General features: G+C 38.0%; 20 protein-coding genes and 1 riboswitch. Of the genes, 3 read left to right on the top strand and 17 right to left on the bottom strand.

Annotated elements, in window-relative coordinates; translation table 11 throughout:
* Positions 1–58 precede the first annotated feature (58 nt).
* The gene (locus WDJ61_RS08070) at positions 59–358 is read left to right on the top strand and encodes a DUF6509 family protein (protein WP_338754333.1); all 300 of its coding nucleotides are present in this window, start codon (positions 59–61) and stop codon (positions 356–358) included.
* 100 nt (positions 359–458) lie between these two features.
* Here the strand turns inward: WDJ61_RS08070 and WDJ61_RS08065 are convergent, their stop codons facing one another.
* From WDJ61_RS08065 to cspD, 13 genes are all read right to left on the bottom strand, one after another.
* Complete coding sequence (locus tag WDJ61_RS08065; protein ID WP_338754331.1) at positions 459–596, bottom strand: hypothetical protein; 138 nt, start codon at positions 594–596, stop codon at positions 459–461.
* Positions 597–840: 244 nt separating this feature from the next.
* Positions 841–2,124 (bottom strand): acetyl-CoA hydrolase/transferase family protein, encoded by a 1,284-nt coding sequence (locus WDJ61_RS08060; RefSeq protein ID WP_338754329.1) that lies wholly within the window; start codon positions 2,122–2,124, stop codon positions 841–843.
* A 31-nt stretch (positions 2,125–2,155) separates the two neighbouring features.
* Positions 2,156–2,323, bottom strand: coding sequence for a hypothetical protein (locus tag WDJ61_RS08055; RefSeq protein WP_338754327.1), 168 nt, complete (start codon positions 2,321–2,323; stop codon positions 2,156–2,158).
* Positions 2,313–3,383: a ribonucleotide-diphosphate reductase subunit beta gene (locus WDJ61_RS08050; RefSeq protein ID WP_338754325.1), complete on the bottom strand. Its 1,071-nt coding sequence runs from the start codon at positions 3,381–3,383 to the stop codon at positions 2,313–2,315. Before WDJ61_RS08050 ends, WDJ61_RS08055 begins: the two co-directional genes overlap by 11 nt.
* Positions 3,362–5,587, bottom strand: coding sequence for a ribonucleoside-diphosphate reductase subunit alpha (locus WDJ61_RS08045; RefSeq protein WP_338754324.1), 2,226 nt, complete (start codon positions 5,585–5,587; stop codon positions 3,362–3,364). The genes WDJ61_RS08050 and WDJ61_RS08045 overlap by 22 nt, the downstream gene beginning before the upstream one ends.
* 204 nt (positions 5,588–5,791) lie before the next feature.
* A riboswitch (cobalamin riboswitch) is annotated at positions 5,792–5,967 on the bottom strand.
* Between the two features lie 89 nt (positions 5,968–6,056).
* On the bottom strand, positions 6,057–6,473 hold the full coding sequence (locus WDJ61_RS08040) for a sporulation protein (protein WP_338754322.1): 417 nt from the start codon (positions 6,471–6,473) through the stop codon (positions 6,057–6,059).
* 184 nt (positions 6,474–6,657) lie between these two features.
* The gene (locus tag WDJ61_RS08035; RefSeq protein ID WP_338754321.1) at positions 6,658–7,287 is read right to left on the bottom strand and encodes a metal-dependent hydrolase; all 630 of its coding nucleotides are present in this window, start codon (positions 7,285–7,287) and stop codon (positions 6,658–6,660) included.
* A gap of 325 nt (positions 7,288–7,612) precedes the next feature.
* The gene (locus WDJ61_RS08030) at positions 7,613–7,918 is read right to left on the bottom strand and encodes a hypothetical protein (RefSeq protein WP_338754320.1); all 306 of its coding nucleotides are present in this window, start codon (positions 7,916–7,918) and stop codon (positions 7,613–7,615) included.
* 138 nt (positions 7,919–8,056) lie between these two features.
* Positions 8,057–9,235: an alanine--glyoxylate aminotransferase family protein gene (locus WDJ61_RS08025; RefSeq protein WP_338754319.1), complete on the bottom strand. Its 1,179-nt coding sequence runs from the start codon at positions 9,233–9,235 to the stop codon at positions 8,057–8,059.
* Between the two features lie 175 nt (positions 9,236–9,410).
* Positions 9,411–11,024, bottom strand: coding sequence for a carbon starvation protein A (locus tag WDJ61_RS08020; protein WP_338754318.1), 1,614 nt, complete (start codon positions 11,022–11,024; stop codon positions 9,411–9,413).
* The gene (locus WDJ61_RS08015) at positions 11,021–11,554 is read right to left on the bottom strand and encodes a hypothetical protein (RefSeq protein WP_338754317.1); all 534 of its coding nucleotides are present in this window, start codon (positions 11,552–11,554) and stop codon (positions 11,021–11,023) included. Before WDJ61_RS08015 ends, WDJ61_RS08020 begins: the two co-directional genes overlap by 4 nt.
* A 13-nt stretch (positions 11,555–11,567) precedes the next feature.
* Positions 11,568–11,843 carry a CC/Se motif family (seleno)protein gene (locus WDJ61_RS08010; RefSeq protein ID WP_338754316.1) on the bottom strand — a complete coding sequence of 92 codons (276 nt, stop codon included), beginning with the start codon at positions 11,841–11,843 and terminating at the stop codon, positions 11,568–11,570.
* Between the two features lie 175 nt (positions 11,844–12,018).
* A complete protein-coding gene (gene cspD, locus WDJ61_RS08005; RefSeq protein WP_094834266.1) occupies positions 12,019–12,219 on the bottom strand; it encodes a cold-shock protein CspD in 201 nt (66 codons plus the stop codon).
* A 391-nt stretch (positions 12,220–12,610) separates the two neighbouring features.
* Here cspD and yhfH point away from each other — a divergent pair, with 391 nt between their 5' ends.
* Positions 12,611–12,745, top strand: a complete 135-nt coding sequence (yhfH, locus tag WDJ61_RS08000; protein ID WP_338754314.1) for a protein YhfH — start codon at positions 12,611–12,613, stop codon at positions 12,743–12,745.
* A 71-nt stretch (positions 12,746–12,816) separates the two neighbouring features.
* Here the strand turns inward: yhfH and WDJ61_RS07995 are convergent, their stop codons facing one another.
* Positions 12,817–13,344, bottom strand: a complete 528-nt coding sequence (locus WDJ61_RS07995; protein WP_338754312.1) for a hypothetical protein — start codon at positions 13,342–13,344, stop codon at positions 12,817–12,819.
* Between the two features lie 25 nt (positions 13,345–13,369).
* The gene (locus WDJ61_RS07990) at positions 13,370–14,752 is read right to left on the bottom strand and encodes an aldehyde dehydrogenase (RefSeq protein ID WP_338754310.1); all 1,383 of its coding nucleotides are present in this window, start codon (positions 14,750–14,752) and stop codon (positions 13,370–13,372) included.
* Between the two features lie 180 nt (positions 14,753–14,932).
* Between WDJ61_RS07990 and WDJ61_RS07985 the strand changes: the two genes are divergently transcribed.
* Complete coding sequence (locus WDJ61_RS07985; RefSeq protein WP_338754308.1) at positions 14,933–16,270, top strand: sodium-dependent transporter; 1,338 nt, start codon at positions 14,933–14,935, stop codon at positions 16,268–16,270.
* A 39-nt stretch (positions 16,271–16,309) separates the two neighbouring features.
* Here the strand turns inward: WDJ61_RS07985 and WDJ61_RS07980 are convergent, their stop codons facing one another.
* A complete protein-coding gene (locus tag WDJ61_RS07980) occupies positions 16,310–17,806 on the bottom strand; it encodes an FAD-dependent oxidoreductase (RefSeq protein WP_338754307.1) in 1,497 nt (498 codons plus the stop codon).
* 198 nt (positions 17,807–18,004) lie between these two features.
* Positions 18,005–18,988 (bottom strand): metal ABC transporter solute-binding protein, Zn/Mn family, encoded by a 984-nt coding sequence (locus WDJ61_RS07975; RefSeq protein WP_338754306.1) that lies wholly within the window; start codon positions 18,986–18,988, stop codon positions 18,005–18,007.
* Between the last annotated feature and the right edge of the window lie 69 nt (positions 18,989–19,057).

The raw sequence follows: 19,057 nt of genomic DNA, 5'->3' as shown, positions 1-19,057 counted from the left end.
ATCGTCCCATAGTTGTGTTAGAATAAGAAAGATATTTCTTAAAAGGATGGTCATATGAATGAATATAACTAGACATACAGTAGAATGGTTAAAAGACCCGTTTGGATTATTATCAGGAGATCGATACGAATTTCGTTTGTACGCTGAGGTAGATGAGGAAGATGAATTATATTCTGAATCTGGCTTTTACATTCGTGTTCTATACATGGTAGATGGTGAACAACAAAAAATTATTCACTACCACCTCTATGACCGAGCGACGGATCAAGTGCTAGATTTTGAATTAGAAGAAGATGAAGTAGAAATGATCTTTACCTATTGTCGTGATCATTATAGTGAAGCAAGTCCAGAGTCATAAACATACTAAAACCCCGCCTATGAACAGTTTTTCTGTTACTTAAGCGGGGTTAATCTTTATGATTATCTGCTTGAGCTTCCGTGATCCACACAACCTTTCGTTAATTGGCTTTTCTCATATACTCTTGCAATTGTTCTTCTGTTAAGTGCTTAATAAAGTGATGAAAGTTGATCGACTCCATTCCATAATTCTCACAAGTCTCCATATAATATTGATAAGCGATACGATACATTTCCATTGTTTGTTCCTCCTCTTCTGTTATATAACAACTTTTAGTTATTATTTATAATATATAACAGTTCTTCGTAAGTGTCAATGATTTAACGAAAAATAAATTAAATTTTCTGAAAAATAACCATATAAAAAAGGACTGGTCTTCATGAACAATCTTCTTCACTACATATAGTATTCTCATTAATAATGAATACTAAACATCATGAGGAAGATTGACATTTTGCTGAGACCAGTCCCTAGTAAATTATTTAAATGAGATACCCCATCTCTTTTGCTTTCACGGTCAACTCTTCTCTAAAATCCGGATGAGCAATTTCAATCAGGGTAGCTGTCCGCTCACGAATTGTCTTGCCGCGCAGTTTCGCTACTCCAAATTCAGTGACGATATAATCGACATCATTTTTGGAAGTAGTCACTGGAGTACCTGGTGCTAACGTCGGTACAATTTTCGATATTTTCCCATCTTTCGTGGCTGAATGCAAGCAAATAATGCCTTTTCCGCCTTTGGATCTTCTGGCGCCAATACCAAATTCCGCTTGACCTCCTGTAGAAGACCAATACAACGAGCCTGCTTTTTCTGCATTACATTGTCCTAAAAAGTCTACTTCAATCGCAGCATTAATTGCCACCATATTGTCAATTTCAGAAATAAGGCTAATATCATTTGTTTGATCGACAGGTAACATCAACACCTGCTCGTTTTCATGCAAAAAATCATATAGCTTTTGTGTCCCAAAAGCAAAAGTGGCTGTCGTCTTCCCTGGATAGTCGCTTCTTCCCATATTCGATACAGCCCCGCTTTTCACCAAATCAACGAGCTTATCAGGAATCATTTCGGTAAATATATTTAAATTACGGTGATTAGTTAATGAATCCATAACGGCATTAGGAATCGCGCCGAAGCCAATTTGCAAGCTATCGCCATCTTTAATTAAATCCGCGATATAACTTCCAATTTTCTCATCTTTTTCAGTCACTTTAGGTGTCGGTCCTTCAAGGAGCGGCCGATGATTTTCGACGAGTGCCGTCACTTCTGAAATATGAACTTGATTCATTCCGTAGGTTCTAGGCATATACTCATTTACTTCAAGTAAGATCTTCTTCGCTTTTTTCGCCAGCGGTGCGGCATAATCGCAGTTCGTTCCTAACGAGAAGTATCCATTCTCATCCATCGGTGCAACGGTGGCCATAACCACACGCTCATTAGTTATTTCTTCTAGTAGCGCTGGTACATCTGAAAAATGATTAGGTAATAAATCGACATCGCCGTCATGAAACGCCTTGCGATCTCCTCCTGATAAAAACATAGAGATGACCTTTAATTCATCTGGATGCTTCTTGATCGCAGGTCTAGCTGTTAATAGTTGAAAAAGGCGATTTCTTTGCAAATCTGTTCGTTTTTCCAAGGCGGCTAATAAGCCAGGTGGCTCACCGGGCAATAGAGGAACAATAATATCTTCCCCCGCTTGAATACAAGATACAGCTTGTTCAGCACTTGTTAATAACTGACTGTACTTTTGTGTCTGATCCACGAAACGACAACCCCTTTGTTCGACTGTTTAATTACTTATTTATGTAGAGCCACTCTTTCACATCAAGAGAAAAATTCTCTTCATCTTTTATCATATACTCCGTTAACGCTTTGTCAAGACTACCGTAAAGAATCACACCTGCTAATAATTGATTCATCCAATTCTTTTTAGCTTCACTTTCATCTAAATTATAATTCATCAAAACCGTTCACCTCACTGGTCTTCGTATAAGCACGTGATTTCTGCTCGAAGAAATCAGTTTTTCCAAGATCCACTTCTTGATAGGCAACGATCCAGCGCATTGGATTTGTGCGATAGCCTTCAAATGGCGCAGTGAACCCAAGCTGTTCAGCACGCTTATTCGCCATGAACTTAATATAGCTCTCTAATTCATTCATCTGAATGCCATCAATTTTATGGCCGATGATGTGTCTTCCCCATTCAACTTCAAGTTCAGCCGCTTTTCTGAACGTCTCTTGTCCGTATTGCTTTAATTCAACCGTGTCATATTCAGGGTATTCTACTAATATTTCTTTATATATTTTGACGAACAAATCAACATGAAGCTGCTCGTCGCGGTTAATATAATTGATCATTGTACTAGTTGCGATCATTTTTTGATTCCTTGCCAAATTATAAAAGAAAGCGAACCCTGAATAGAAGAAAAGACCTTCAAGGATGACATCATAAATGATCGAACGCAAAAAGTGGTCAATAGTTGGTTCTTCAGCAAATGCTTCATACCCTTTTGTCACAAAGTCATTGCGTTCTTGCAGAATCAGTTCACTTCTCCAATATTCAAATACTTGATCTTGGATATTTTTATCAGCGACGCTTGATAAGACATAACTATAAGAATGATTATGAATTACTTCTTGCTGAGCTAGCATAATCATGAGAGCTTGCAGACTGGAATCTGTTAAATAATCAGCCGCTCTGCCTGCATAATCCGTTTGCACACTATCAAGCAAAGCAAGTAAACCAATAATCTTTAAAAACGCTTCTCTTTCAGCTGGCTCTAATTGATCGAATTGCTGGCGATCCTTCGTCATATTTATTTCAAACGGTGTCCAGAAATTAGCGAGCATCCGCTTATATTTTGGATACGCCCAGCTGAATCGAACATCATCCCAGTTTAATATATTAGAGCTTCTTCCATTAATAATCCCTGTCGAACGGTTAGGTGCTTCATGGTCAATGAGTTTTCTTTTTTCTAGTTTCACGTTATAACTCCTCCTTACGAATGACAACTGTCGCATTCTTCAATATTTGAAGCGGTAGATCGAACATAGTACGTTGTTTTCAACCCAGAATCCCACGCGTCTAAATGTAAATTAAGCAAGGCTTTCGCTTTAATATCATTACGGACATAAAGATTAAATGATACACCTTGGTCAATATGACGAGATCGTCTGGCGTTTTGTTTAATGCTCCAATGTTGATCGATATAATAAACAGATTTATAATACCAAGCTGTCTCCGCTGTTAAATCAGGTGCTGTGACCGGTATTTTATAATCTTTCTTTTCTTCCATATATTCTTTGCGGAAAATCGGATCAATCCCGGCTGTCGACCCAGCAATTAGAGCCGTTGAAGAGTTTGGAGCGACCGCTAATAAATAACCATTGCGAAGGCCAGATTCTTTCACTTGCTCTTTTAAACTTTGCCACTGTTCATTTGTATAATCTTTTTGATCAAAGTAACTGCCATTCTCCCAATCTGATCCATAGTAAGCTGGATAAACCCCTTTTTCTTTCGCTAGATCGGCACTTGCCTGAATCGTCAAGAAAGCAATTTTTTCATATAATTCATCACAATATGCAACGGCCTCGTCTGATTCCCATTTCAATCCCTTTAACGCCAATAAATGATGCCAGCCAAATGTCCCTAAACCAATTCCTCGATACTTCTGATTCGTTAGCTCTGCTTGCGGAACAGAAATATCATTAATATCAATCACGTTATCAAGCATCCTTACTTGAATGGGAATCAGTTGTTCTAATACATCATCACCTACCGCTCTAGCTAATGAAATAGATGATAGATTACATACAACGTAATCCCCTGGGTCCTTCGTTACAATAATTTTTCCGTCCTCTGTGATCTCTTCCGTCACAACGGTTGGACTCATATTTTGGCAAATTTCCGTACATAAGTTACTCGCATAAATCATCCCCGCATGTTTATTCGGGTTAGCTCTATTCACCGTGTCTCGATAAAACATATAAGGTGTGCCCGTTTCAAGCTGTGAGATCATAATCGCTTTCATAATTTCAATCGCCGGCACGACTTTTTTACTTAGGGCAGGGTGTGCACAGCACTCTTCGTATCGCTGCCTAAACGTTCCGAAGCCTTTCTTCTCATCAAAAGCGTCTTCAAGAGAATAGCCCATCACTTTTCTCACTTCATGCGGATCAAATAAGTACCAGTCATCACGTACTTCTACCGCTTCCATAAATAAATCTGGAATGCACACTCCTGTAAATAAGTCATGTGTCCGGCGACGTTCGTCTCCATTATTCAATCTTGTTTCTAAAAAGGAGAAAATATCTTTATGCCAAACATCTAAATAAACAGCAATCGCTCCTTGACGCTGACCGAGCTGATCTACAGAAACAGCTGTGTTATTTAACTGCTTCATCCATGGGATCACACCAGAACTAACATGCTTAAAGCCTTTAATGTCACTGCCTTGACAGCGAATCTTCCCAAGATAGATGCCCAATCCTCCACCATTTTTGCTTAATGTGGCAGCATCTGTATTAGCATCAAAAATGCTGCGAAGACTGTCATCCACCGTATCAATAAAACAGCTAGACAGCTGACCGTAAGACTTCCCAGCATTCGCTAATGTTGGAGTTGCCGTTGTCATATATAAATTAGATAAAGCCCAGTAGGCTTCTTTGATCAATTGCATGCGATGCTGCTTTGGTTCATTGATCATCAACGTCATCGCGATGATCATCCAACGCTCTTGTGGAAGCTCGGCTGTTTGTTTTTCATGTGTTCTAGCAAGATATCGATCACTTAATGTCACAATGCCAATGTATGTAAATAAACGGTCTTTACTTGGATCAATCACTTCGCCTAATTGTTGAATTTCCTCTTTTGAATACTCCGTTAACAGCTTTGGATGATAAATGCCCTCATCAATCAATAGTTGAATCAGTGATAAGAAGCTACCGTATTGATTAGTGTGGTCGCCTCTAACCACTGCTGCTTCTTTATATAAATTTTGCAAATAAAGCTTAGCTGCAGCAAATGTCCAGTCCGGCTCTTCGCTTGAAATTCTCTCAACAGCCGCTTGTAAAAGTAAGCGTTGCAATTGTTCCTCTGACCAATGTTCTTTCTCAGAAGCTGCCCCTTCTATCTTTTCCTGTACGCCAGATAAGTCGAGATTCGGATATTCCACTCCGATCTCATCTATCATTTTCTCGACCCCTTTTAGCATTGTTTCGTTCATTTTATTTGCTCCTTAAGAAATATTTTTTGTTTCGAAAGAGGTTTTTCCAAAAAAAGAAAACAAAAAACCACCTTTCTATTAGAAAGATGGGATCAGAGCGAAGAAATATTAAACATTAATCAAACGGTCATAGAGAGCCCTCTAGCTCGTCGATTAATAAGCAATTGATATTTTCCTCGCGCTTTCTTCCCAACTCCCGAAGAAGAGTAAACGCTATAAAAAGGCAGGTCTCCTGACTTGTGCTTCATCCTTCCAAAGGCCCTTCCCGTCTTAGGACAGTGGATTTACCTTGGTCGTCTGCACTTACAGTTGCGGGTACAGTTCCGGACTTTCACCGGATTCCCTATTATGCATATAGCACCTTTTTACTGGCTTCATACTAAATATAGATTTTAATTATAACAAAACACTAAATATTGTGCCTGAATCATTATAACAATGGGTCATCATTTTCGCAAGTGATGATTTACTATTCATCCTTTTTGATAATAATTTCATCTTGGTCCGTGGCGTCTACCGACTGTGGAATAATCGCGGTTGTTCTTAAAAAAGTTTGTTTCTTTTCTTCGGTAACAGGACAATGTTGTTCAAGCGGCAACTGAAAAGGAAGAACGACTGTTTCTCCAGAAAGAATTTCTTTGTCTAGATGAATAGTTAATTGGTTGAGTTCCTTTTCATGAATAGAAAAATCACTGTCATCACGAATTTCTTCAAATTGATACACAATTTGTAACACAACAGATTGGATTGGCACCGCTACCTGTCCTCCTGTAATGATCACTTCCCCGTCTACTACTTCTCCAGCTATAAAGTGCCTTTTTGGGATCACTGTATCAATTTTGACGCTGCCAATTCCTATACTTGATAAAAATTTTTTCCACATCATACATTCTGCTCCCTTCACTCACGATTTTCCTGTATTCCACTTTATTTTAACGTTCCTCTTCTTCATTTGCACTTCGTTTTACTGCTAGTACATGATTTTGGTCATGTTTTTACAGTATATTTAGGGTGTGAATAGGAATCTTTTTATTTGAATTTTGCACATAATGTTTTTATAAAAAACAAACTCAAAATTCTTTATTAAATATTGGTTGGAACCATTTAACTCCTTTTTTGTTAAAGGACCACATTTTCATATCTGCAACTAAATGGCTCGCATAAGCTAACACCGCTGCTAGGAAACTTCCTTCTAATCCGACCGATTGTTCAAAATGCCAGGCAATATAACCGAAGAAAATGACACCGATGATAGAATGAGTTAATGATCGATGCGATAAAAAAGAAGAAACGATGATAAAGCCACTTAAAAGCATAACCCAATAAATATCAGCCTGCCAGCCGACATAAGCTATGATTGCACCAGTGAGAAATAACATCGTTCGTTGTTTAATAAACAATCTCGGAAGCAATAATAAACACACTCCGATCAGGAACCCTGCCGATTTCATAAAGCCTGCTAAATGCAGATAACTATAGCCGATTAAAAGAACGCCACATAAGGCAAAAAACAAAATGAGCCATTTTTTCGAAATCGTAATTCGATTAGATAACTTGCCGTTCACATCAAGATCCGGTGCAAGCCCCGCGACTGCCCCAAGACTAATAAGGGATACTGTTGAGAGCGGATCTGTTTGCAAATACAGCGCCGTTACTAATCCTGCGGCTCCTCCAATGGCTAAATGAGCTGATCCCTTCATTAAGATACTTCCTTTCCTTTATCATTTCGCCTTATTATAACAAACAAACGTTCTCTTTCCTATTAAAAAAAGCCGTCTCTCAATTTTTTAAGAGACAGCGTGTATGGCGGTAGATCATTCGCTACTGCCCGGCCGATAACAAAATTGCCTCCCCGCAAAAGAGTAGCTAATACGAGGAGAAGGTATGGAGAAGGCCGTTTCATTTGATCACCACTTTCAAAAAGAATGAATGTTCAGTATTTAATAAATAAAAAGCCAGGCTCTACCTCCGCAACTTTTCTCTCTTAAGGAAAGTTGCGGAGAAACCCGGCATCTTTAGGAGTCATTATTTCTTTTCAACTACTTGAAGAAGCCAATCTTGAACCATTTCAATATACTCTGCAGAAATATCCATTTCAGCAAGTATGACACCTTTTCCAATAATCTTTAAACCAGGTACGAGAGCTGGTTTTTTAGGATTCATAGAATATACGACTGTATCTACATGATGTAACGGAATTCGAACATTCGTAACTAATCCCCGGCTTACTAAATATCCGTTTTCAATCTTGATGACATTCTTTTTCCATGAACATTCCGCATCCGTAACCACACATTCTAAAGCTTGCTCTTCATCCGTAAAAATCGTCATTTGAATACCCCTTTATCTAGCAAGTGTTTTGGCAATCTTACGGTATCAGCTTTTACTCAATTTGTAAATAAAACTAATTGTTGAGAAAATATAATCTTTTTCGTCTTAATAAAAGAGAGATCTTGCCATAGATACCCATTACTTATTCATTAATTTTTCAGCTGCTTGTAGTGCCACTCCATGCTCAATGTTACAATTTTCTTCCTTTAACACATCCTCTAAAGCTGCTAGCATATATGTAACATTTTCTTGGCGAGCATTGTACCCCATCAAGCCGATTCTCCATACTTTTCCTTTCAATTCCCCTAAACCGCCGCCAATTTCTAAGCTGTATTTCTCCAACAGCCGTTTGCGAACAGCCAAATCATCTACACCTTCTGGAATATTTACAGAAGTTAATTGGGATAAACGATGTTCTTTTTCCACAAGCAGACTTAAGCCCATTGCTTCAAGACCAGCATGAAGGGAATCCCCATATCGCTTATGACGTGCGAATACATTTTCCAAGCCTTCATTAACGATCAACCTTAACGCTTCACGCAAAGAGTAGATCATGGTGATAGGAGCCGTATGATGATAAAAACGTTCGCTATCCTCACTCCAATATGCTTGAATCATCGATAAGTCTAAATACCAACTTTGCACCTTTTGTTTTCGTTTAGCCATTACATCAACAGCACGAGCGCTAAAAGTAACTGGTGCTAATCCTGGAGGTGCACTTAAACATTTTTGTGTACCACTATAAGCAGCATCTACCCCTACCTGATCAATGTCAGTCGGACAGCCCCCAAGACTTGTGACCATATCACATACGAACAACGCCTCATGTTCATGAACGATATGACTAATCTCTTCTAACGGCTGTCTAACACCGGTTGAAGTTTCCGCGTGAACCACTGCTACTACTTTAATATTTTTATGCTGTTGTAGCATTTCTTTGATTTGTTGTGGATCAATGATTTGTCCCCAAGGTGCCTTTACTTGAATGACTTCTGCGCCACAACGCTCGGCTACATCAACCATTCGCTCTCCAAAAAGCCCATTCACCCCAATAAGAACTTTGTCACCAGGTTCTATTAGATTGACAAAAACTGTTTCCATCCCTGCGCTTCCTGTTCCAGACATCGCCATCGTTGCTTTATTCTTTGTTTGATAGACTTGGCGCAACAATTCCATCGTTTCATCCATAATTGTTAAAAAAGCGGGATCTAAATGTCCTAGCAACGGTGTCACCATTGATTTTAATACATGCGGATGAACATCACTTGGACCGGGCCCCATTAAAATTCGTTTCGGTGGTAAAAGTTCATTAATCATCGATGTGCCTCCTTTTTCATTTATTATAGTATGTCATTTGCTAAAACACAAAAGAATCCAAGAGCACTAAAATAAGTTATAATAATATTATGTAAAATAGATTGCTAGTAAAGCTTCCATTTTAATCACTTAGTTAAAATGGAAGCTTTTATTTCGGAGCTACACTATTTTCTATTTAAATCTTCACTGAAGTATCATCACTCACCGTTGTTAAAGAGCGCCAAGCTTCAATAACAAGTACGATGCAAAGTACAAATAAGATAAAGGAAGCCGAAGCTAAAAAGTAATTCCCAGTTGTAAAGTTTTGCTGCATTAACACGATTAAGGCAGCTAATGTCACAATAAACATAAAGATCATTGGTACAATAATAAACCAAGCTTTTACACCTGTTTTAATTAGCCAAACACTCACTGCAAGCAACGCAATCGCTCCAAGCATTTGATTAGCTGAGCCAAACAAAGGCCATACCGTACTCCAAGTGCCTGATAAAGCGAGAGCCCCCGCTCCAACGACGACAACAATCGTTGCCACATGATTATGAGTAAATACCTTCGCACGGCTTTCCGCAAATTCCTGCACCGCATATTTTCCAAGGCGAGTTGCCGAGTCTAAAGTCGTCATTAAAAAAGCTGAAGCAGTTAGCGCAGTAAACGTAGTCGCTGTCACCTCAGGAATTCCCCAATGGGACATAAAGAAACCAACACCAGCTGAGAATGTACCAATAGGACCTCCAAGCTCTGCCATTCTAGCCGTAAATTCCTCTTGTGATAAATAGGCGACCGCTCCAATGGCAATGATCGCTAAAAATCCTTCTAACAGCATACTTCCATACGTAATAAATCGGCCATTCTTTTCATTATCTAACTGTTTTGCTGTTGTTCCTGATGAGACGAGGGAGTGGAACCCAGAAACGGCTCCGCATGCAATTGTAATAAATAAAATAGGGAATAAAAATCCTAATGTTTCATTATAAAAGCCTGTATAGCCAGCCAATTTAATTTGTGGATTAGCTAAAATAATTCCTAAAGCTGCCCCACCAATCATTCCATATAATAAGAATGAATTGAGATAATCGCGAGGCTGCAGCAACATCCAAACTGGCATGACAGAAGCTAAATAAGCATAAACTAGTAAGATGGCTATCCATACTTCACCGCTTAATTGGAGCGGATATTTGATCCCGACCCAAATACTAAGAAACATAGCAGCAACCCCTAAAATACTGGCTAATACAAAATTCATTCGCATTTGATTCACTAAAAACCCAAAAGCAATCGCAATACCAATAAATAAAATAGATGCTGTGGCAGCTTCAGGTACGGCAACAAATGTATCTTTAACCAAAATAATAAATACGCCAACAATTAAGATCAATGTCGCAATCGAAAAAGCCAAAAATAAAGTTTGTCCTCTTTTCCCCATATATTCCTTAATAATTGAACCGATAGACTCAGCCCGATGACGTAAAGAAGCTTGCAATGATGCATAATCATGAACACCGCCGATAAATATACTGCCAACGATGATCCAAATTACAGCCGGAATCCATCCAAAAACAACAGCTGTGATCGGGCCAACAATTGGCCCTCCCCCTGCAATCGTTGCAAAATGATGTCCTAATAACACTGGTTTTCGTGCAACCACATAATCCACTCCATCAGCCATTGTAATAGCCGGTGTTGGACGATTCGGATCTACACCCAATTTCTTATCCAGAAATCTTCCATACGTAAAATACGCAATGATAAAAATAATACCTGCAATAGCCAATAATGTTAATAAACTCATGCTTTTTCTTCCTCCTTTAAATAATGATATAAAGGCTCAATAAAGATTTTTCCTTTCTTATGCATATATATTTCTTTTGTACTATGGTCGAGGATTGCGATATACATTTCCACCCATCCTTGCGTACCGAATTTTAAAAATTTCAATCTTCTGACTTTTTCGATCGTACGAATGACTTCTGATGTAACGGACCGGTTCGTAATAATAATTCCTGTAAACACCGTGGACATATGTTCTCCATGCTGCGGCACATACTCTTTTATAGAATGAATCATGTCCGTCATCAGCTGATCCACGTATTCTTCACTTACTTGTAACTCAGGAGCTGCCACAAAAACAATTTGTTGATTGTCCACTCCCCACACTTTAATTTTCTTCGTAAACATATAACGCTCATCTCTTCGATTATAAACAGCTGAAAAGGCTAAATTTGTACTACCAATCTTTCCTCCCCGTTCTACATCAAAAAAAGGAACATATATATTTGCTAATTCATGCACAACTGTTTGAACATCCTTTACTCTCTCCATAGCTGACACCTCGCTAAAACCTTTTCACACCTTGCACCTGGATCCTTGAAAATAGAGACAACGAAATAGTCACTCGATTTCCTTTAAAATCCAAGCCATTTTCAATAAAAAAAGTAAGACCTTCTTTTTTATAGCGTTGAAATCTATTTAAATCATTTGGCTCTCCTAAACGAACATCTAATTCTATAATACTTACACAACACCCTCCAATATCGAAAAAACCAATTGTCAACACAGACCCATGACGCATTAACCACTTTTTTGCTTTTTCATTAATAACAAACTCCAAATGCCCCCTCCTTTTTTAAATATTTCCATAGTAATTACATTATATAAAATAACCCTCAAAAAATACACATAATTTTCCGAATAATCAGTTTTGTATGACGATTATTTAAAACTTTATAGTTTTTTACAAAAGAAAGAGGCTGCCCAAAAGGACAGCCTCTTTTCATATACAATGATTATTGTTTTTCTACGTTAGCAGCTTGTGGTCCACGTGGTCCTTCAACAACTTCGAAAGATACACTTTGGCCTTCTTCTAAAGATTTATAGCCTTCGCCTTGAATAGCGGAGAAATGTACGAATACATCGTCTTGTCCTTCAACTTCGATGAATCCGAAACCTTTTTCTGCATTAAACCATTTTACTTTACCTTGTAACATGTAAATTCCTCCTCGCGCAAATGCGCTCAATCATTTCTTGCTGTTTATTGCTATTTCAAGACGAAAACAATTTGAAACAATGCTCTCTTTTGAAACGAACTTAAACAACTGAATTAAATATAACACCTCACATAGAATAAAGCAAGGAGAATTGTTCTATATCATTGATTTTCTTACAATAAATACTTCTTAGCTGAAAATAGAATAATTCCAAATAACACGAACTGTTTAATAATATTCAAGCTGTTGTTCTAAGTCGTCAGCAGAATAGTACTATTGGATTAATTTTCAGAAAATTTAAATTTGTCGTTTACAAAACAACCAACCGAGCGTATACTGTATTATAACAGAAAGCAAATAAAAATACTGTATTATAAAAGGAGAGAGCGAAATGATGATGAGTCCAGTAGAATTTTTTAGAACAATGCCTCAAAAAATGTGTCCAGAATGCGGTGAACATATGCATGAGCAAGCGGAATCTTATTTGATGGAATGCGATCGTTGTCTATCCAAAAAAGATGAATAATATTTCCATCACACTAAACAAGGGTTGACTCATAAGTGTTCATTACACTTAAAAGAGTCAACCCTTGTTCTTTATAAACCAATTTGTTCAGCAATCGCATACAGATGTTTCGGGATATCAAAATCTGGCTTTCCGTTTGGATTGATCCACATTCTAACAATGTCGAGTTTATCAAGGCTTAATGATACTTGGTTGGTCATTGATTTAATTCGATAAATGTTAGGATTGGCCATAATAAAAATGGTTGGTGCTATTTCCGTTTGTTGAAACCTCATAATTTTTTCCATTTGATCTGCCACATGAGTTCTCAGCTGGCTATTATCGAAAACAATATCCCCTTTTTGCTTTTTGCTTTTTGATCCTTTCGCCTTAACAATGACTGTCCAATGATCTTTTTTCGCTACCACATCTGGCTCTGTTGGAGAGAGGGTGTGTTCCACTTGCCATCCCATTTGCTCAAAATAATTGACCGCTGCTAGGATGACTTCTTCTTGATTCAATATGCATTCATCTGGCACTTTTAAATCAGCCATGCTCACAGGCATTTTTTTCACCTCAGTTAAAGTCTTATCTTTATTAATGTCATTCGACGTAGACAATATTTTCCCTTCAACTACAGCTTCTTCATTTTATGATTTTTTTCAGCCATTTCACTTTATCTCCATATGGAGGAAAAATCATCGAATGGCTCAGCTTCGTGCTTTTCTTCATGACGCTTTTTTGATGTGAAAAGGTATCAAAGCTATGCTTTCCATGATAGCTATTCATACCTGACGGCCCCACTCCACCAAATGGTAAATAAGGACTTCCCACATGAGATAATGTGTCATTCACACAGCCTCCCCCAAAGGAAATAGAGGATAAGATATTCTTTTCTACTGCTTCATTTTCTGTAAACACATACAACGCAAGCGGTTTCGGATGTTTATTTACTTCTGTAATCACGTCATTTAGCTCTTGATAGCTCAATATCGGTAAGATCGGTCCGAATATCTCATCCTGCATCGATGCATCCGTCCAATCGGCAGAATGCAAAATGGTCGGTGCAATAAATAAATCCTTTTGATCACACTCGCCACCATAAAATATTTTTGATCGATCTTTTTCCATGATCTCCACTAAACGATCAAATTGTTTTTCATTCACAATTCGACCATAATCCGGACTTTCTTGAGCATTTTTTCCGTAAAAATCAATGATTTCTTTTTTTAATTGCTTTAGAAAATCTTCTTGAATATTATGATGAACAAGTAAATAGTCGGGCGCTACACAAGTTTGTCCAGCATTCACAAATTTTCCCCAAACAATTCTTTTCGCTGCCGTCTGCAAATCCGCTGTTCGGTCAATAATCGCTGGGCTTTTTCCTCCAAGCTCAAGTGTTAACGGAACGAGATGTCGGCTAGCTGCCTCCATTACGATTTTCCCTACTGGCACACTTCCTGTGAAAAAAATATAATCAAATGGTGCATGAATAAGCGTAGAAGTGGTTTCTTTCTCTCCCTCAATCACTTGAATATAGCTTGGATCAAATGTACGATTAAGCATTTCTTTCACTAGAGCAGACGTATAAGGTGTATTTTCAGATGGCTTAATAACAGCACAGTTACCTGCCGCGATCGCTCCAATGAGTGGTTCCATTACAAGCTGAAATGGATAATTAAACGGACCAATAATTAAGGCGACGCCGTACGGCTCTGATTGAACCCAGCTCTTTGCCGGCAATTGATGGACAGGCGTTTTTACTTTTACTGGAGCCGCCCATTTCTTCAAATTCTTTGACACATAATTGATACTATCTAACACTAAGCCTATTTCTGTCGCATATGCTTCGAACTCACTTTTTCGCAAATCTTGATAAAGCGCCTCCATAATTTTCGGTTCATATTGGACAATCATATTCTTTAATTGTCGAAGTGCCTTTAGTCGAAAAGCAACGTCTTTCGTTTCTCCTGTATGAAAGAACTGTTTTTGCCTATCAATCATCTCGTAGATTTGTTGTTCGTTCATAAAAGTACCTCCTCATTCAAAATCAATTTTTCTTATCTACTATCACTTTACTCTTTCCCCTTCATTTTTCCTAATAATATGAGTGCCGGATTTTTTCTAAAAATTCGATTATGTTCTTTTCTATTTAATTAAAGTATTATATGATGATTAAATATTAAGAAGAGAAATGGAGATTTAATAATGAATCAAACCGAACAATGGACATCAAAGATTGGCTTTATTTTAGCCTCAGCCGGTTCTGCTATTGGGATTGGAGCGATTTGGAAGCTCCCTTATGTAGCTGGAACAAGTGGTGGTGGCGCTTTCTTCCTTCTCTTTCTTTTGTTTACTGCATTAGTGGGGCTTCCTTTATTACTTGGGGAGTTCGTCATTGGTCGGAGCACGCAAAAAGAAGCGATTCGAGCTTATGAACATATTGCTCCTAAATCATTTTGGCCAGTGACTGGATACATTGGAGTTATCACAAGTTTTATCCTTTTATCCTTTTACAGTGTTGTTGGTGGTTGGATCTTACAGTATTTATTGTTTGGCCTAACTGGTAAACTTCAAGCGACAAGTGACTTTACTGCTCTGTTTGAAGAAACCATCGCATCCCCGTTTTGGTCAATAGGCGCTCAATTAGCGTTTTTACTCATTACGATCACCGTTGTCTCACGTGGTATTCAAAATGGAATTGAAGTTGCAAACAAATATTTAATGCCTGCCCTTTTCGTCATATTTATTGTCATTATTATTCGCTCATTAACATTAGACAATGCGATGGCTGGGGTGGAATTTTTCTTAAAGCCCGATTTCACTAAGCTTACTTCTGAAGGCGTATTGTTTGCCATGGGGCAATCTTTCTTCTCATTAAGTGTTGGGGTCTCGGTGATGGTCACGTACAGCTCCTATTTAGATAAAACACAAAATTTACCTAAATCGGCTATTTCTATTGTTAGTTTAAATATCCTTATTTCTTTGCTTGCGGGATTAGCCATCTTCCCAGCCGTTTTTGCACTCGGGGTTGAGCCGACAGCAGGACCGGGATTATTATTTATCGTTCTACCTTCTATTTTTCAGCAAATTCCTTTCGGCTCGGTGTTTTTAATCTTATTTTTAGCCTTGTTTTTATTCGCTACACTCACATCTGCTTTTTCAATGCTAGAAATTATCGTTGCTGCGATTGCCAAAGGAGATTCAACGAAACGAAAGAGACTTTCTTGGATTGTTGGTTTGTCGATCTTTATCGTTGGTATTCCTTCTGCCTTATCATTCGGTGTCCTTAGTGAGATCACCTTTTTTAATAAAAATATTTTTGATGCGGCAGACTTTCTTGTCAGCAACATTTTAATGCCAATAGGTGCTTTTTTAATCGCTATTTTTATCCCATTGAAAATGGATAAACAACTGCTGATCGATGAGTTATCTAAAGGGGCAGGAAATGTGAAAAGTTGGTTTGCTTTGTGGCTACTACTGTTACGTTTTGTTGTACCAGTTATTATTATCATCGTCTTTCTTGACGTTATTGGTCTTATTTGAATGCTCAAAAAATCGCCCTTCATATGAAGGACGATTTTTTTATTCTCTCAATTTCTTTAATGGTTCAATCGCTGGTCCTTCTATTACTTCCCCTGCAACAGAATATCGAGAACCATGACATGGGCAATCCCATGTTTTTTCGGCAGCGTTCCATTCACATTCACACCCTAGATGCGTGCATGTCGTATCGACAAGATGAACAGTACCATCTTCTTCTTTAAAAGCTCCCGCTCTCGTTCCATTCCAATTGATTACCACGCCTGTATTAATAGGAAGATCTTCATCATTTTGGAGAAAGTAATCAAGTTTGCCTTTAATAAAATGGCCCGCTACATCGCTATTTTGCTTGACAAAGTTTCTCAAGCCTGGGTCCGCTTTAAAACGTTGCGGAGAAAATAGCTCTTCATAACGATTTTGTTTATTTAAAATTAAATCAGAAATCAGTAAGGACGAGACGATGCTTGACGTCATTCCCCATTTTTTAAAGCCTGTAGCCGTGTAAATATTGTCAGCATTATTTATCTTGCCAATGTAAGGAAGATTATCTAATGTCATTAAATCTTGTGTGGACCAAGTAAATAACAACTCTTTAATTCCAAACTCTTTTTCCGCAAAATCAATTAACGCTTGATACCGCTCTTCTGTCGGCTGACCTTGTCCCGTTTTATGCCCTTCTCCACCAATGAGCAAGATTTCCTCCCCTTGATACATAGCACTTCTAACAGAACGGGTCGGTTTTTCAGCCGTTATATACATCCCGCCTGGAAAAGCTTTTTTCGGCTTAATTGCTATAACATAGGAGCGATTAGCATACATTTTCGTGAAATAAAAATCGCTATCATAAAAAGGAAAATGGCTCGCAATCACAATATCATTGCCTACTACTTTCATTCCCTGCTTCGTAATGACAGCGGGTCTTTCTCCTTTTTCTATATCTTTCGCCACCGTATGCTCATAAATTTCTCCCCCATGCTCTTTAATAAACTGTACTAGCGGATGCAAAAATTTGATCGGATGAAATTGTCCTTGACCATTCATTTTCACTGCTTGTTTAAAAGGCGTTTTCCAAGGTAACGTGTTAGCTAGCTCCCCATCAATGCCCAGTTCTTCATAACTTTGTGCCTCTTGCTTAATCGTTTCTGTTTCCTGTTCCGAATTCGTATAGACGTAAGCCGTGTCATCCATCCAATCACAATCAATCTTTTCATCCTGTATCGTTTGTTTCACCCAAGCAATCGCCTCTTGATTAGCTTCATAATATAGCTTCGCCTGCTCTTTACTGAAGTTCTGCATTAATTCGGAATAGATGAGGTTATGCTGAGCCGTCATTTTAGCGGTTGTATGTCCTGTCGTTCCATTTACTAGCTCTGTTCCTTCGATTAACACCACTTTCTTCTTTGCTTTCGTTAACAAATAAGCTGTCACAATTCCTGTAATACCTCCACCAACAATAACGACATCTGCAAATACCATCTGATCAAGAGTCTCAAATGAAGGCAACTTTACTTCTTGTTTCCATAATGTTTTTCTAGTCAACTTGATTCCTCCTGTTATGTTCAGCTATATATTATCATTCCAAATTAGTAGGAAAAGTATGCCAAAAAAAACAAGGAAGGTTTACTCATCATAAAAAGCCTTGCTTCTCCACTGTGAAATATCATGCTTCATTAATAATGAACACAATTTCAATCTAGGAAAACACAAGGCTCTTACTATCAAGTCTAGCTTCTCTCTTTATTCAGTTGCTTTTTTCAATGTCTCAATATTTTTTTCCATTAAGGTGATGTAGTTGTCCTTATTCGCTTCATCTTCTTTTGTTAATACCGCTAGATTATGAATTTTTAAGGCTTCTGCATTTAATTCATTTTGTACAATCTTTGCTACTTTTGGTGTGACATTTTGCTCAAAAATCACATATTTAATGTTTTGTTGCTTAGCCGTCTCGACCATTTCTTTTAATTGCTTCTGTGAAGGCTCATTAGTTGGAGATAAACCTGATACACTAATTTGCTTTAAACCATAATTATCTTCCCAATAACCAAAAGCTGCATGAGACACAAGAAATTCTTTATGCTTGGCATGATCGGCCATTTCATGAAAGTCTTCATCTAACTTCAATAATTTTTCTTTTAACGAATTAAAATTGTTTTCAAACTCAGACTTATGCTCAGGTTGAAGCTCCACTAACTCATCTTTCACCACTTCAGCCATTTGTATCGCTAATGTTGGGTCAATCCATACGTGAGGGTCCACACCTCCATGATTATGACCATCATCGTGCTTATGTTCATGAGTGGTGTGATCCTCATGTGTCGTTTCTTCTTCATGGCCATGCATTTGTTTATGAGCATTTACATCAATTTCTTCCCCCACTTCGATCATTTTTACTTCTTCATTTTTCATCGACTCTTGTATTTTATCTCCAAACGGCTCTAATCCAAGCCCGTTATACATAAATAAATCGGATTGTGCGATGTCGATCATCGTTTTCGATGTAGGCTCATATGTATGTTCATCTACACCTGCGGGTAAAATGCTCTCCACTTCAACAAACTCTTTTCCGATTTCTTCAGTGAAAAAAGTTAGGGGATAAATCGTTGTATATACCTGTAATTGTTCTTTTTCCTGCTTCGTTTCTTCTGCCTTTTCAGTTGAACATCCAGCTATAATAAGCATGATTGCTGATATCATCGTAGCCATTGAAAGTACTCGTTTCATTGATCGTCCTCCTCTTCATAACTGTTAACTGTAAGAAATTATATCGAAATGATTCCGTTTTGTAAATAG

Origin of the sequence: Bacillus sp. FJAT-52991 (assembly GCF_037201805.1) — a bacterium.
Lineage (GTDB): Bacteria > Bacillota > Bacilli > Bacillales > Domibacillaceae > Bacillus_CE > Bacillus_CE kandeliae.
This window is presented reverse-complemented; position numbering and strand designations above follow the sequence as displayed.